The sequence below is a fragment of the Pseudomonas sp. 01L34 genome, from assembly GCF_056400265.1.
Genome location: NZ_JBFTSX010000009.1, coordinates 219,189 through 232,043 on the forward strand (window position 1 = coordinate 219,189; position 12,855 = coordinate 232,043).

Below are 12,855 nucleotides of genomic sequence, written 5' to 3' on the forward strand. Positions count from 1 at the left end.
CGCAGCAACTGGATGAGCGACATCACTCAGCTCAATGCCGGCCTGACCAAGCTGCGCGTGGTTCGCCTGCAATACATGCTGACCAACGGCGACGAAACCGCCGCACAGAATGTGCAAACCACCCTGGACAGTTTTGTTGCTCAGCAAACCGCCCTGCTGGGCAGCTTCAAAAACCCTGAAAACGTCAAAATGCTCAAAGAGCAGGCCGCGACCATCGCCGCTTATCAGACGTCGCTGAACAAAATGCGCAGCGCCTACCGCACCGGCAACAGCGCCCGCGACGCCATGGGCGCCAACGCCGAAACCGCCAGCAAGCTGATCGACGCAATCAACATCCGCGTACAGCAAATGCCCTTGAGCGATCAGCGCTTCGAACAGTTCCTGGCCATCACTGCCGCCAAGGAAGCGTTCATTCTTGCCCGCTATGAAGTGCGCGGCTACACCGCTAACACCAATGCCGAGACCGAGCAGAAAGCCGTTTCCCAACTGGATGCGGCCATCGCCAGCCTGAAGTCGCTGAACGCGCATTTCGCCGAGACCCAACAAGATGCGCTGCGTCAGTTGGAAACCGCCCTGAGCAACTACCGCAGTGCCTTGCAAGCCTATAAAGCCGCCAACACCGATGCGGTGCAGGCGCGTAAGGAAATGACCGATCAGGGCGCCGCCATCGTGACCCTGAGCGATCAGCTGTATCAATTCCAGCTCGACCGCCGTGATGCCGAAAGCGCCCAGGCCCGCACACTTCAATTGATCAGCACCTTGCTGGCGTTGCTGGTGGGCATCATCGCCGCGGTGGTCATCACCTGTCAGATCACCGGTCCGTTGCGCGATACCCTTAAAGTGGTCGAGCGCATCGCCGGTGGTGACTTGTCTCAGGACATCAAGGTCACCCGCCGCGACGAACTCGGCGTGTTGCAGCAAGGCATTGCGCGCATGGGCGTGACCCTGCGGGACTTGATCAGCGGCATCCGCGATGGCGTCACCCAGATCGCCAGCGCCGCCGAAGAGCTGTCGGCCGTGACCGAACAGACCAGCGCCGGTGTGAACAGCCAGAAAGTGGAAACCGATCAGGTCGCCACCGCCATGCACGAAATGACGGCCACCGTGCAGGAAGTCGCGCGCAACGCCGAAGAAGCCTCTCAGGCCGCAGCCGCCGCTGACGGTGAAGCTCGCGAAGGTGACAAAGTGGTCAACGAAGCCATCGCCCAGATCGAGCGGCTGGCCAGCGAAGTGGTGCGTTCCACTGAAGCGATGAGCGTACTGCAGCAGGAAAGCGACAAGATCGGCAGCGTCATGGATGTGATCAAGGCCGTGGCAGAGCAGACCAACCTGCTGGCCCTCAACGCTGCCATCGAAGCGGCCCGTGCCGGTGAGGCTGGTCGTGGTTTTGCGGTGGTGGCTGACGAAGTTCGTGGCCTGGCCCAGCGCACGCAAAAATCCACCGAGGAAATCGAAGGCCTGGTGGCCGGCTTGCAGAACGGCACTCAACAAGTGGCGGCGGTGATGAACAACAGTCGTACCCTGACCGACAGCAGCGTGGCGCTGACTCGCAAGGCCGGCGTATCACTGGAAAACATCACCCGCACGGTGTCCAACATTCAGTCAATGAACCAGCAGATCGCTGCCGCCGCCGAGCAACAAAGCGCCGTGGCCGAAGAGATCAGCCGCAGCATCATCAACGTACGCGACGTGTCCGAACAGACCGCCACCGCCAGCGACGAAACCGCTGCGTCCAGTGTCGAGCTGGCGCGGTTGGGCAATCAGTTGCAGATGATGGTGAGTCACTTCCGGGTTTGATATTCACTTTGCGGTGAATGATTAATCGCCTTCTCGGGCAAGCCTCGCTTCTACAGGTTCAGTGAGTAACCTGTACAAGGAGCGAGGCTTGCCCGCGAAGGCTATCTAACGCTTAAACACTAATCGCATTGGTAAACACCAACCGATTGCCAAACGGATCGGCCACGGTCATGTCCTGACTGCCCCACGGCATCGCCTGGATTTGTGGGTGCGCAAACTTATATTCCTTGGCCAGCAATTGCTGCTGGAACGCCTCCAGCTCATCGGTCTCGATGCGCAGGGCCGAGCCCGGTGTCGCGTCGCCATGATGTTCGGAGAGGTGCAGCACGCACTCGCCACGGGAGATTTGCAGGTACAGCGGGAGGTTCGCCTCGAAGCGGTGCTGCCAATCAATCTTGAACCCCAGAAACTCGACGTAGAACTCCAAAGCCTTGGTTTCATCGAAAATCCGCAGGATCGGGGTGGTTTTGCCGAAACTCATGGGGTAACTCCCTGACTGAATGAGCCCAGTGTGACTGGGCTGGATGTCAGCGCTTCGGCTTGGTGACGGCTTTCTTTAACTGCAATGTGCCACCATGAGACCTGGATCAAAAGATCGTCCGAACGCGGCCCGAACCTTCGGCAGCTTCTACGAAGGCGCGATCAATGAAACCCTCTACGCAAATCCCCCTCCCGCGCCAGAAATCGCCCTTCCCTTCTGCCGTTCGCCTGCCCGTCGCGGTAACTCAAGACTCCGTTGATCCACACTCCATCAATCCCTTGCGCCGCCCGCTGCGGATCGTTGAAGTCGGCCACATCGCGAATCGTCGCCGGATCGAACAACACCAGATCCGCCCAATACCCTTCACGAATCTCGCCACGTTCCTTCAAGCCAAAGCGTGCCGCCGACAACCCGGTCATCTTGTACACGGCGGTATGCAGCGGAAACAGGCCGACGTCGCGACTGAAATGTCCGAGCACTCGTGGGAATGCGCCCCACAAGCGTGGATGCGGAAACGGGTCTTCCGGCAAACCGTCGGAGCCGATCATCGACAGCGGATGCGCGAGGATGCTTCGTACATCAGCCTCGTCCATGCCGTAATACACCGCCCCCGCCGGTTGCAGTCGGCGGGCGGCTTCGAGCAGCGCAGTGCCCCACTCGGCAGCAATGTCCATCAGATCCCGCCCCCCCATTTCCGGGTGCGGCGTGGACCAGGTGATGGTGATGCGATGGGCATCGGTGACTTGCTTGAGGTCCAGCGTCGAAGAACTCGCCGCGTAGGGATAACAATCGCAAGCCACCGGGTGGGTTTTCGCGGCGTGTTCGAGGGACGCCAGCAATTGCGGACTACGCCCCCAGTTACCGGCGCCGGCACATTTGAGGTGGGAAATGATCACCGGCGACTGTGCGTGGCGTCCGATGCGGAACGCCTCGTCCATGGCCTCCAGCACCGGTTCGAACTCACTGCGTAAATGGGTGGTGTAGACCGCGCCGAATGCCGTCAACTCTTCGGTCAACTGCATCACCTCATCAGTGGATGCCGAGAAGGCGCTGGCGTAGGCCAAGCCTGTGGATAAACCCAAGGCACCGGCCTCAAGGCTATCGCGCAGTTGCTCGCGCATCGCGCTGATTTCAGCGTCGGTCGCGGTGCGATACAGATCGTCCAGGTGATTGCTGCGCAACGCGGTGTGCCCCACCAGCGCAGCCACGTTCAGCGTGGTATTGGCCGCTTCGACGGCCGCGCGATAGTCGCTGAAGCGCGGATAAACAAACGCCGCGGCGGTACCGAGCAGGTTCATCGGGTCCGGCGGATCACCGCGCAAACTCACCGGCGACGCGCTGATCCCGCAGTTGCCGACAATCACCGTGGTCACACCCTGGGTGAGTTTGGGCAGCATCTGCGGCTGGCGAATCACCACCGTATCGTCGTGGGTATGCACATCGATGAAACCCGGCGCCAACACTCGGCCAGCGGCCTCGATTTCTTCGATGGCGCGAGCGTTGTGCAAATCGCCGATTCGCTCGATGCGGCCATTCAGAATCGCCACGTCAGCGGGGTAACCGGGGGTGTTGCTGCCGTCGATAATCAGCGCATTGCGGATCAGCGTGTCGTACATCATGTCAGTCTCCCAGCGGCAAGTGATCGTCGCCGCCGCGGTAGTCGTCCAGGGCCAGTTTGATCCGCCGCAGACGTTCTTGATTGTCTTCAGGACTGGCCAGCGCCAGCTCGGTGGCGAGCACATCGATGGCCAACAACATGCCGTAGCGCGCCGCCGTGGGTTTGTAGATGAAGGAAGTCTCGGCGCTTTGCAGCGGCAACAGCACATCGGCCAATTGCGCCAGCGGCGAGTCGGCGCGGGTGATGGCGAGAATTCGTGCGCCGTAGCTGCGCGCCAGCTCCACCGCTTCGAGCAGTTCGGGCGTGATGCCGGTCAGCGAGCAGGCGATGACCGCGTGTTCGGCGCCAAGGCTGGCGGCGGTGACGCGCATCATCACCGGGTCGTGGCACACCGCAATCGGGTAGCCAAGGCGCACCAGGCGCACTTGCAGTTCATCGCTGCACAGGGTCGAGCAGCCGCCCATGCCGAAGGCGTGAATCATCCGTGCCTTGCCCAACAGTTTCACCGCATCGGCGAAGCGCGACTCATCGAACGCCGCCAGGTGCTGGCGCAAAGTCGACTCGATATCGCCGACAATCTGCCCGTAGAACGCCGACTGTTCGGGCGTGCCCGCCGGGTCCAGAAAGCGGCTACCGACGCCACTGGCCTGGGCCAGTTGCAGGCGCAAATCCCGCAGGTCGCGGCAACCGACTGTACGGGCGAATCGCGACAGCGTGGCAGTGCTGACTTCCGCCCGCTGCGCCAGCTCATCGAGGCTGGCGGATGCGGCAAATCCTACATCGTCGAGCATCAGCCGAGCGATACGTCCTTCGCCGGCGCTGAAGGATTCCTGACGAGCGCGGATCTGATAGAGGATGTCCATGGCGGATGGCTCCGACTAAAGCAGGTGAGAAAGGCCAACGGTCAGGCCGAAGGCGACCACCGAGATCAGCGTCTCGAGCACTGTCCAGGTCTTGAAGGTCTGGGTGACGGTCATGTTGAAGTATTCCTTGATCAACCAGAAGCCGCCGTCGTTGACGTGGGAAAAGATAACCGACCCCGCCCCCGTCGCCAGCACCAACAGCTCCGGGTGGGGATAACCCAGACCAACGGCCACCGGCGCGACAATCCCTGACGCGGTGGTCATGGCCACGGTGGCAGAACCAGTGGCGATGCGCATCAACGCGGCGAACAGCCAACCCATCAACAGCGGCGACAACTGGAATTCATCGGCCAGGCTGACGATCTGATTGGTGACGCCAGCGTCCACCAGAATTCGGTTCAAGCCACCACCGGCACCGACCAGCAAGGTGATGCTGGCGGTCGGCGCCAGGCATTCATTGGTGAACTTGAGGATCGACTCGCGATTGAAGCCCTGGGCCAGGCCGAGGGTCCAGAAACTCAGCAAGGTCGCCAGCAGCAAGGCGATCACCGAGTTGCCGATGAACAGCAGGAACTGATTGAATCCGCTACCCGGCGTGGAGATCAGGTTGGCCCAGCCGCCGATCAACATCAGCACCACCGGCAACAGAATCGTGGCCATGGTGACACCAAAACCCGGCAGGCTATCGCGCGGCTCACGCTCCAGGAACTGGCGTTCCAGGGGGTTATCGGCCGGCAGTTGAATGCGCGGCACGATGAATTTGGCGTACAGGGGACCGGCGATGATCGCAGTCGGAATACCGATCAGAATCGCGTAGAGCAAGGTCTGCCCCACCGACGCCTGATAGACCTGCACCGCCAGCATCGCCGCCGGGTGTGGCGGTACCAGCGCGTGGACCACCGAAAGCCCCGCAACCATCGGCAAACCGACCATCAGAATGGACACGCCCACCCGCCGCGCCACGGTAAACGCGATCGGCACCAGCAAGACAAAACCGACCTCGAAGAACAGCGGCAGCCCTACAAGAAAGGCGATACACACCATCGCCCAGTGGGCATTTTTCTCGCCGAAACGGTCGATCAAGGTGCGCGCCACCTGCTCCGCACCGCCGGACTCGGCCATCATCTTGCCGAGCATCGTGCCCAGCGCCACCACCAGCGCAATGTGCCCCAACGTCTTGCCAACCCCGGCCTCATACGCCCCCACCACACCCGACGGCGGCATCCCTGCCAACAGCGCCAGGCCGATGGACACCAGGGTGATCACAATGAAGGGATTGATCCGGTAACGGGCGATCAGAACGATCAGCGCAATGATGGCGATGGCGGCGTAAACCAACAGCCAATAGCCGAAGGAAAGCGTCATGCGGTACTCCTCGAAAGGGTCACGTCGAATGGGTTGTGAAACTCATAAATCATTTCGACGGGCTACTTTCAAACGAAGTGAAAGTAATTTTCGTGGAGGGGTAAGGGATGTCGTGCAGAGGTATGGGAGATCGCGGGTTATGAAAATCGGATAGCGGAATTTTCATCCCTCTGCGTGAGAACAATCAGCGTAGAGGGATGATAGTTCCACTATCGAGGCAGGCTTGACTCTGCTGTATCGAGATCAAGTCATCAGAGATTGCGCGATAGCGCCCTGCGTACGCTATCACTGTTCAGCGCAGGGCTTTCAGTCTCGGCAGGGGATTGCGTCGGTGCAGGACTTTCGGCCTGGAAAGAGATTTCAGCCTGGTCCGAGCTTTCGACTTGAACAGGGCTTGGCGCCTGTTCGCGACTGGCGACTCGATTGTCCAGGGTCTCGATGTAGGCGTTCAAATCTCTAATCAGCAGTTTCTTGCGCTGGGCGCCCCGATACCACGCGTAGAAAAAATAGCCCGCCGCCGCCAGGAAGCCTAGCCCGGCCGTAGCAAGACCGGCGATGCACAATCCAAGCACGATCAGCACTGTCTTCCAGTTAAAGGGCGACAGCTCCAGTTCGGTATTCAGTGCACTCGCGTCACGCAGCACCCAGCGCTTGGACGCTGTGTGGTTCTGCAAAATGGTGTGCAGAGGCGAACCATCCTTTTTCAAGGCACTGATCAAAGAGATTTCCTGACCTGTGCGCAAAGGAATGTCCATGCCGCGCAGCTTTACATCGTGCTCGATACCGTCCGGGGTTTTGACCCAGATCTCATGATTGATAATTGAAACAGAACTGATGCGCACAGGCGTCACATCACCGTCGTTACCGTTCACCTGAACGCCGCCCGTGGATGTCACACGGGTCTCGCTGATTTTTTCACTGCTCACCACTTCACCGCTCAAGACGGTGAAAGAAACGGTTTTATCGCCATGGGTAAAGTTGTGCATTTCGATTCCTTGATAGACCCACGTCGATCGACGCGCAGGAGAAAGATCCGTATGCAGCGGATGCTACTAAGTAGCCATCACACTGTCCATAATTCGCCACCACTCGTGACACAGAGCACAGGAACGACCCCCATCGATGTCAGTCGTGATGCTCGCTGGCGCGTTTGAGCAGTTTCTTGCAGCGATCGGACAAGTGCAGCACGCGTAGCTGCTTGCCAGCCTTGGTGTAGCGCTCGCGCAATGTCTTCAACGCGGCGATGGCCGAGTAATCAACGAAGCTCAAGTGGCGACAGTCGACAGTGACCACAGACGGATCATTGGCGGGATCGAACTGGTTGAGAAAAGGCGTCGTCGAGGCGAAGAACAACGTGCCGTGCAGGAGGTAGAGCTTGCTGCCGTCGGCTTCAACGTGACTGTCGGCATACAGCTCGCGAGCGTGTTGCCAGGCAAAGTTGAGCGCCGCAATGATGATCCCGCACAACACAGCGATGGCCAGATCGGTGAACACGGTAATCACCGTGACCGCGATGATCACCAAGACATCGTTCAGCGGCACCTTGTTCAGTACCCGCAATGAAGCCCAGGCGAACGTCTGCTGCGACACCACGAACATCACACCAACCAATGCGGCCAGCGGAATGCGCTCGATCAGCGGCGAAAGGAACAGCACAAACAGCAGGATCATCCCCCCGGCCACCGCACCGGACAGCCGACCGCGACCGCCGGAGCTGAGGTTGATCACGGTTTGCCCGATCATCGCGCAGCCACCCATGCCGCCGAACACACCAGAAACCATGTTGGCAGCGCCCAAGGCCACGCACTCGCGATCCGGATAGCCGCGGCTCTCGGTGATCTCGTCGGTGAGGTTCAGGGTCAGCAGGGTTTCCAGCAAGCCGACCACCGCCATCAATATCGCGTAAGGGACGATGATGCGCAGGGTTTCCGGGCTCCAGGGGATGTCTGGCAGCACAAAACCCGGCAAGCCACCGGCAATGTGCGCCATGTCGCCCAAGGTACGGGTCGGCAGGCCGAGCAGGTAAACCGCCAGCCCAACGCCCAGAATCGCCACCAGCGCCGGCGGCACGGCCCGCGTCAGGCGCGGCATCAGGTAAACGATGGCCATCGTCAGCACCACCAGCCCGATCATCATGTACAGCGGCGCCCCACTCAACCAGGCCTCACCGCTCTTGAAGTGCTCCAACTGGGCCAGCGCAATGACAATCGCCAGGCCGTTGACGAAGCCGAGCATCACCGGATGCGGCACCATGCGCACCAGCTTGCCCAGCCTCAACAGACCAAACGCCAACATGATCAGCCCGCCCAGCAACACCGTCGCCAGCAAGTACTGGACACCGTGCTGCACCACCAGCGCGACGATCACCACCGCCATCGAGCCAGCGGCACCAGACACCATCCCCGGCCGTCCGCCGAAGAGCGCAGTCAGGGTGCAGATGATGAAAGCGCCGTAAAGCCCCATCAATGGATTGAGGTGGGCCACCAGCGCGAAAGCGATACATTCGGGGAGCAGGGCGAAAGAGGTGGTGAGTCCGGCCAGGACATCGGCGCGCAGACGTTTGGGCTTCATGGCTTACCTAAAAATACAGGCGGGAAAGGAGGGACGCGGATGTTACGGAATTGACGGCGGGCGGGCCAGTGAATGGGTGGCCTGCTCGCAATGAACGATCACGCGACCTGCGAATCAGCCCCTGAAATCGGCAATCGCATAAGCCGCCAATTTGCCCTGGATGAAGTCCAGAAAGCACTGGATCCGTAGGGCCAGTTGCGAGTTGCGGTAGTACACCGCGTTGATGGGTTGGCGATATCCGCTGTTGAACTCCGCCAGCAACACCTGCAAGCGACCGGCGCGGATGTCGTCGATGGTCATGAAGTGCGACAGGCAGGCAATGCCTTGACCGGCCAGCGCCAGGTGCCTGATCGTCTCGCCACTCGACGCACTGATCGACGCCTGAATCGGCCAGCGGTCACCATGGACATAGCGCAGTGGCCATTGGTTGAGACCTTCGTTATGGGTAAAGCCCAGCAGCGTGTGCTCGCTCAAATCCTCGACAGCGCTCGGTACGCCGTGTTGTTCCAGATACGCTGTGCTTGCGACGATGTGCAGCGGGCTGCAACCCAGGGAGCGGGCGTGCAGGGTCGAGTCGGCCAGCGTGCCGATGCGGATGGCGATGTCGGTGCTTTGTTCGAGCAGGTCGATGATCAAATCGTTGCTGTTGAGTTCGAGCTGGATGTCCGGGTAGAGACGGCGGAACTCATCGATGTACGGCACGATGGCGTGCAGCATGAACGGCGACGCGGCGTTGATCCGCAGTCGCCCGGACGGGGTTTGCTGGCGAGAGGACAGACGCTCTTCGAGCTCGTCCATCTGATCGAGAATCAGCTTGGCGTGCTCGAAGAAATATTTGCCCTCCTCGGTCAGGTCCATGCGCCGCGTGGTGCGATTGATCAGCGTGGTATCGAGCTTGGCCTCCAGCCGCGACAGCGTGCGGCTGACCGCCGACGGCGTTTGCCCGACTTGCTCAGCCGCAGCCGAAATCGACCCGCACTCAATCACGCAGACGAAAATCTGCAACTCATCGGATCTGGCTTTCACGTGTGTCCCTTATCGATAGTCCTGCACCGTTCTACTGTGGAGGGGCTTGTGTGGCGAGGGGGCTTGCCCCCGTTGGGGCGCAAAGCGGACCTAAAACCTGCAAACGCGTTGACTCAGGCAGTCCGCGATTACCAATATTACGACGGCTTCGCCGCCGAACGGGGGCAAGCCCCCTCGCCACACAACTCCCTCGCCATAGGTTCAGACTTTCGATAGTAGCCGAGCGTCATGCCTTAAGGCCAAACACCTCGGTCAAGTGCTGCTCATAACGCGCCACATCCGCTTCGATATTCGGGCGCTTCATCACATCGACGCACAAAAAGGTCGGTAGACCGGTCATGCCGAGGAAGGTATTGGCCTTGTGGAACGGCAGGTACACCGCGTCCACGCCCTTGGCTTCGAAGAAGTCGGTCGAGTCGTCGAAGGCTTGCTGCGGGGCGTTCCAGGTCACCGACAGCATGTACTTTTTACCGTGCAACAAGCCGCCGCTGCCGTACTTCTGCGACGCGTCGGAGCGCGTGCGGCCGTCGCTGGCGTAGAGGCTGCCGTGGCCTGCAGTGAAGACTTCATCGACGTACTTCTTGACCGTCCAGGGCGCGCCCATCCACCAGCCGGGCATCTGATAAATGATCACATCGGCCCAGAGGAACTTGGCGACTTCCTCGGCGACGTCGTAGCCCTCGTCGATGAACGTGGTTTTCACATCCACACCACCGCGATCCAGCACGCTCAACGCTGCTTCGTGCAGCGTCGTGTTGTAGCGACCATCGGAGTGGGCAAATTTTTTGCCGCCATTGAGCAACAGGACTTTTTTCATGAGAAATCTCGCAAGGTTGGAATCGATGGCGGCAGCCTAACGATCAGCCTCGCGCGGAATAAGCGCTCCATCCGCAAAATTCATTTGACCTATACGCACGAATCCACAAGCGATTATTGCCATAAACTTGCGCCGATTCTGACTGTTTAGGAGATCCTGATGAGCGAACTGCAAGGCTTCATCCTGCACGCCAAGACCCGCCCGGAAAAAGCCGAGGCCTTCGAAGCGTTCTTCCGTGCCTATGTCGAACCGAGTCGCGCCGAACCCGGTTGCATCGAGTACCACATGCTGCGCGACAAGCAGGACCCGACGCTGTTTATCTTCTACGAGATCTGGCAATCCCAGGCCCATCTGGACGTGCACTCGAACCTGCCCCATATGAAGCAGTTCCTCGACATGCGCATGGAATATCTGGAGCAGGATTTCGATATCCGCCCGATCGAGATGCTCAGCACATCGTCCGCTAGCCGCTGATCAGCAAGTGGCCGCCGAGCACGCCGAGGCCGATGAAGAACACGCGCTTGAACAACACGGCGCTGATCCGCTGGCGCAGCCATTGCCCCAGCAACATGCCGAGCACCGCCGGGATCAGCGCCAGCAGCGACGCGCTCAACTCGCCACCGCCGAGGGCGCCGCGCCATGACAGGCCGGCGGCCAACGCGAGAGTCGAGACAGTGAACGACAGGCCCAGCGCCTGCACCAGTTCATCCTTGTTCAAGCCCAGTGCTTGCAGATAAGGCACCGCCGGAATCACGAAGACACCGGTGGCCGAGGTGATGACGCCCGTCAGCACACCGCAGAGCGGACCGAGCCAACGCTCGGTGCGACCGCCGACGCGCAAGGTCGGCAGGAACAACCCGCTCAAGGCGTAGATCAACAGCGCCGCCCCCAGCCCCCGTACCACCCAATGTCCACCGGCCATGCCGATCCACACTGTGCCAGCACCAGTGCCGATGAAAATCGCCAGCAGCATCGGCCATAACCGGTTGAGCAACCCGCGCAAATGACCGCCGAAGGCCAGTTGCCAGACGTTGGTCAGCGTCGCGGGAATGATCAACAACGCCGCAGCCTGCGACGGTGCCATAGCCAGGCCGAGCAGGCCCATGGCAATGGTCGGCAGACCAAGGCCGATCACACCTTTGATCATCCCAGCCAGCAGGAAAGTGGCGACAATCAATAAGGACAGGGCCAAGCCCAGATGTTGATAGAACGCGGCAAGTGTATTCATGGGGCTATCGTGGGCCCTGAAGGGTGCCTTGAAAATCTGCCATATACTGAGGCTGCCTCTTGCTCTACAAGAGGCAAATGATCCGGGACACTGTATGCACTTCGACCTCACCGACCTGCGCCTCTACCTGAACATCCTCGACACCGGCAACATCACCGCCGGTGCCGCCCGCAGCCATTTGTCGCTGGCGGCGGCGAGTGCACGAATCCGCGCGATGGAAGCCTCACTGGGCATCGAGTTTCTTGAGCGAGGTCGCCGCGGTGTCAGCCCCACTCCGGCCGGCAAGGCACTGGCGCAGCACGCTCGAGTCCTGCTGCAACAGGCCGAGCGCATGCAGCAGGACCTGGTCGAATACGCCAAAGGCGTCAAAGGCCAAGTGCGGTTGCTGTGCAATACCACTGCGATCACCGAGTACCTGCCGGAATTGCTGGCGGACTTTCTGCGCGACCATCCGAACCTCGACATCGACCTGCAGGAGCTGCCCAGCACACGCATCACCCACGCCTTGCGCCAGGGCGCAGCAGACCTGGGGATCGTGTCCGACGCCGTGGATACCGACGGCCTGCAAACCCGCTATTTCCGCGACGATCCGCTGGTGCTGATCCTACCGCGTGATCACCCCTTGGCCGACACCGGACCGCTAAATTTCAGCGCCACTTTGCACCACGACTACGTCGGCCTGAACGCCAACAGCGCCTTGGCCATTTACCTGGAAGAACAGGCCCTGCACAGCGGCTTGCGGATGCAGGTCCGCATCCGCGCCGATGGTTTCGAGGGCGTGATGCGCATGGTCGCCCGGGGAGCGGGGCTGGCAATCGTGCCCTTGGCGGCGGTCGAACGCTGGTCGGCTGAAACGCCGTTCAAAAGCGTCGTACTGGAAGAGCCGTGGGCTCGCCGCAAACTGTTGCTGTGCGCCCGGGACTTCACCGTACTGCCCCGTTATGCCCAGGCCTTGCTGAGCGCCTTGACTCTGCCCTGAGGGGCAGGTTTTTGCCCGCCGGAAAATCTTTGAGCGTTTGCGCGTTTCTGGACAGCTCGATGTCGAATACAGACAACTGAGCGGAGCATGGGCGCTATAGGGTGCGACTT

Annotated in this window: 12 protein-coding genes and 1 pseudogene; 4 read left to right on the top strand and 9 right to left on the bottom strand. The window is 60.5% G+C overall.

The annotated features are described in order from the left end of the window. Positions 1 to 12 precede the first annotated feature (12 nt). Positions 13 to 891: pseudogene (locus AC1DQM_RS26235) on the top strand (methyl-accepting chemotaxis protein); the annotation flags it as partial. Between the two features lie 201 nt (positions 892 to 1,092). Next, positions 1,093 to 1,797 carry a methyl-accepting chemotaxis protein gene (locus AC1DQM_RS26240; protein WP_404942391.1) on the top strand — a complete coding sequence of 235 codons (705 nt, stop codon included), beginning with the start codon at positions 1,093 to 1,095 and terminating at the stop codon, positions 1,795 to 1,797. 112 nt (positions 1,798 to 1,909) lie between these two features. Here the strand turns inward: AC1DQM_RS26240 and AC1DQM_RS26245 are convergent, their stop codons facing one another. From AC1DQM_RS26245 to mdaB, 8 genes are all read right to left on the bottom strand, one after another. Beyond that, on the bottom strand, positions 1,910 to 2,278 hold the full coding sequence (locus tag AC1DQM_RS26245; protein WP_018929431.1) for a glyoxalase superfamily protein: 369 nt from the start codon (positions 2,276 to 2,278) through the stop codon (positions 1,910 to 1,912). A gap of 161 nt (positions 2,279 to 2,439) precedes the next feature. Then, positions 2,440 to 3,897 carry an N-acyl-D-amino-acid deacylase family protein gene (locus tag AC1DQM_RS26250; protein WP_477747058.1) on the bottom strand — a complete coding sequence of 486 codons (1,458 nt, stop codon included), beginning with the start codon at positions 3,895 to 3,897 and terminating at the stop codon, positions 2,440 to 2,442. Between the two features lies 1 nt (position 3,898). After that, entirely contained in the window at positions 3,899 to 4,759 is an 861-nt protein-coding gene (locus AC1DQM_RS26255; RefSeq protein ID WP_019582627.1) for a MurR/RpiR family transcriptional regulator, read from the bottom strand. A gap of 15 nt (positions 4,760 to 4,774) precedes the next feature. Further along, positions 4,775 to 6,124 carry a GntT/GntP/DsdX family permease gene (locus AC1DQM_RS26260; RefSeq protein WP_064616102.1) on the bottom strand — a complete coding sequence of 450 codons (1,350 nt, stop codon included), beginning with the start codon at positions 6,122 to 6,124 and terminating at the stop codon, positions 4,775 to 4,777. A 251-nt stretch (positions 6,125 to 6,375) separates the two neighbouring features. Continuing rightward, positions 6,376 to 7,110, bottom strand: coding sequence for a hypothetical protein (locus AC1DQM_RS26265; protein ID WP_018929427.1), 735 nt, complete (start codon positions 7,108 to 7,110; stop codon positions 6,376 to 6,378). A gap of 139 nt (positions 7,111 to 7,249) precedes the next feature. Continuing rightward, the gene (locus tag AC1DQM_RS26270; protein ID WP_477747059.1) at positions 7,250 to 8,695 is read right to left on the bottom strand and encodes a SulP family inorganic anion transporter; all 1,446 of its coding nucleotides are present in this window, start codon (positions 8,693 to 8,695) and stop codon (positions 7,250 to 7,252) included. A 114-nt stretch (positions 8,696 to 8,809) separates the two neighbouring features. Then, positions 8,810 to 9,721, bottom strand: a complete 912-nt coding sequence (locus AC1DQM_RS26275; protein ID WP_018929425.1) for a LysR family transcriptional regulator — start codon at positions 9,719 to 9,721, stop codon at positions 8,810 to 8,812. 226 nt (positions 9,722 to 9,947) lie between these two features. Beyond that, positions 9,948 to 10,538, bottom strand: coding sequence for an NADPH:quinone oxidoreductase MdaB (gene mdaB / locus AC1DQM_RS26280; protein ID WP_018929424.1), 591 nt, complete (start codon positions 10,536 to 10,538; stop codon positions 9,948 to 9,950). Positions 10,539 to 10,697: 159 nt separating this feature from the next. Between mdaB and AC1DQM_RS26285 the strand changes: the two genes are divergently transcribed. Continuing rightward, positions 10,698 to 11,012: a putative quinol monooxygenase gene (locus AC1DQM_RS26285; RefSeq protein WP_018929423.1), complete on the top strand. Its 315-nt coding sequence runs from the start codon at positions 10,698 to 10,700 to the stop codon at positions 11,010 to 11,012. Here AC1DQM_RS26285 and AC1DQM_RS26290 read toward each other — a convergent pair. Then, positions 11,002 to 11,766 (bottom strand): sulfite exporter TauE/SafE family protein, encoded by a 765-nt coding sequence (locus AC1DQM_RS26290; RefSeq protein ID WP_019651020.1) that lies wholly within the window; start codon positions 11,764 to 11,766, stop codon positions 11,002 to 11,004. The two genes, AC1DQM_RS26285 and AC1DQM_RS26290, sit on opposite strands and share 11 nt — an antisense overlap. Before the next feature lie 94 nt (positions 11,767 to 11,860). Between AC1DQM_RS26290 and AC1DQM_RS26295 the strand changes: the two genes are divergently transcribed. Continuing rightward, positions 11,861 to 12,745 carry a LysR substrate-binding domain-containing protein gene (locus AC1DQM_RS26295; protein ID WP_138866745.1) on the top strand — a complete coding sequence of 295 codons (885 nt, stop codon included), beginning with the start codon at positions 11,861 to 11,863 and terminating at the stop codon, positions 12,743 to 12,745. Positions 12,746 to 12,855 lie beyond the last annotated feature (110 nt).

Coding starts and splice junctions, on each gene's coding strand:
- AC1DQM_RS26240 (WP_404942391.1), top strand. CDS start 1,093: ATGACGGCCACCGTGCAGGAAGTCGCGCGCAACGCCGAAGAAGCCTCT.
- AC1DQM_RS26245 (WP_018929431.1), bottom strand. CDS start 2,278: ATGAGTTTCGGCAAAACCACCCCGATCCTGCGGATTTTCGATGAAACC.
- AC1DQM_RS26250 (WP_477747058.1), bottom strand. CDS start 3,897: ATGATGTACGACACGCTGATCCGCAATGCGCTGATTATCGACGGCAGC.
- AC1DQM_RS26255 (WP_019582627.1), bottom strand. CDS start 4,759: ATGGACATCCTCTATCAGATCCGCGCTCGTCAGGAATCCTTCAGCGCC.
- AC1DQM_RS26260 (WP_064616102.1), bottom strand. CDS start 6,124: ATGACGCTTTCCTTCGGCTATTGGCTGTTGGTTTACGCCGCCATCGCC.
- AC1DQM_RS26265 (WP_018929427.1), bottom strand. CDS start 7,110: ATGCACAACTTTACCCATGGCGATAAAACCGTTTCTTTCACCGTCTTG.
- AC1DQM_RS26270 (WP_477747059.1), bottom strand. CDS start 8,695: ATGAAGCCCAAACGTCTGCGCGCCGATGTCCTGGCCGGACTCACCACC.
- mdaB (WP_018929424.1), bottom strand. CDS start 10,538: ATGAAAAAAGTCCTGTTGCTCAATGGCGGCAAAAAATTTGCCCACTCC.
- AC1DQM_RS26285 (WP_018929423.1), top strand. CDS start 10,698: ATGAGCGAACTGCAAGGCTTCATCCTGCACGCCAAGACCCGCCCGGAA.
- AC1DQM_RS26290 (WP_019651020.1), bottom strand. CDS start 11,766: ATGAATACACTTGCCGCGTTCTATCAACATCTGGGCTTGGCCCTGTCC.
- AC1DQM_RS26295 (WP_138866745.1), top strand. CDS start 11,861: ATGCACTTCGACCTCACCGACCTGCGCCTCTACCTGAACATCCTCGAC.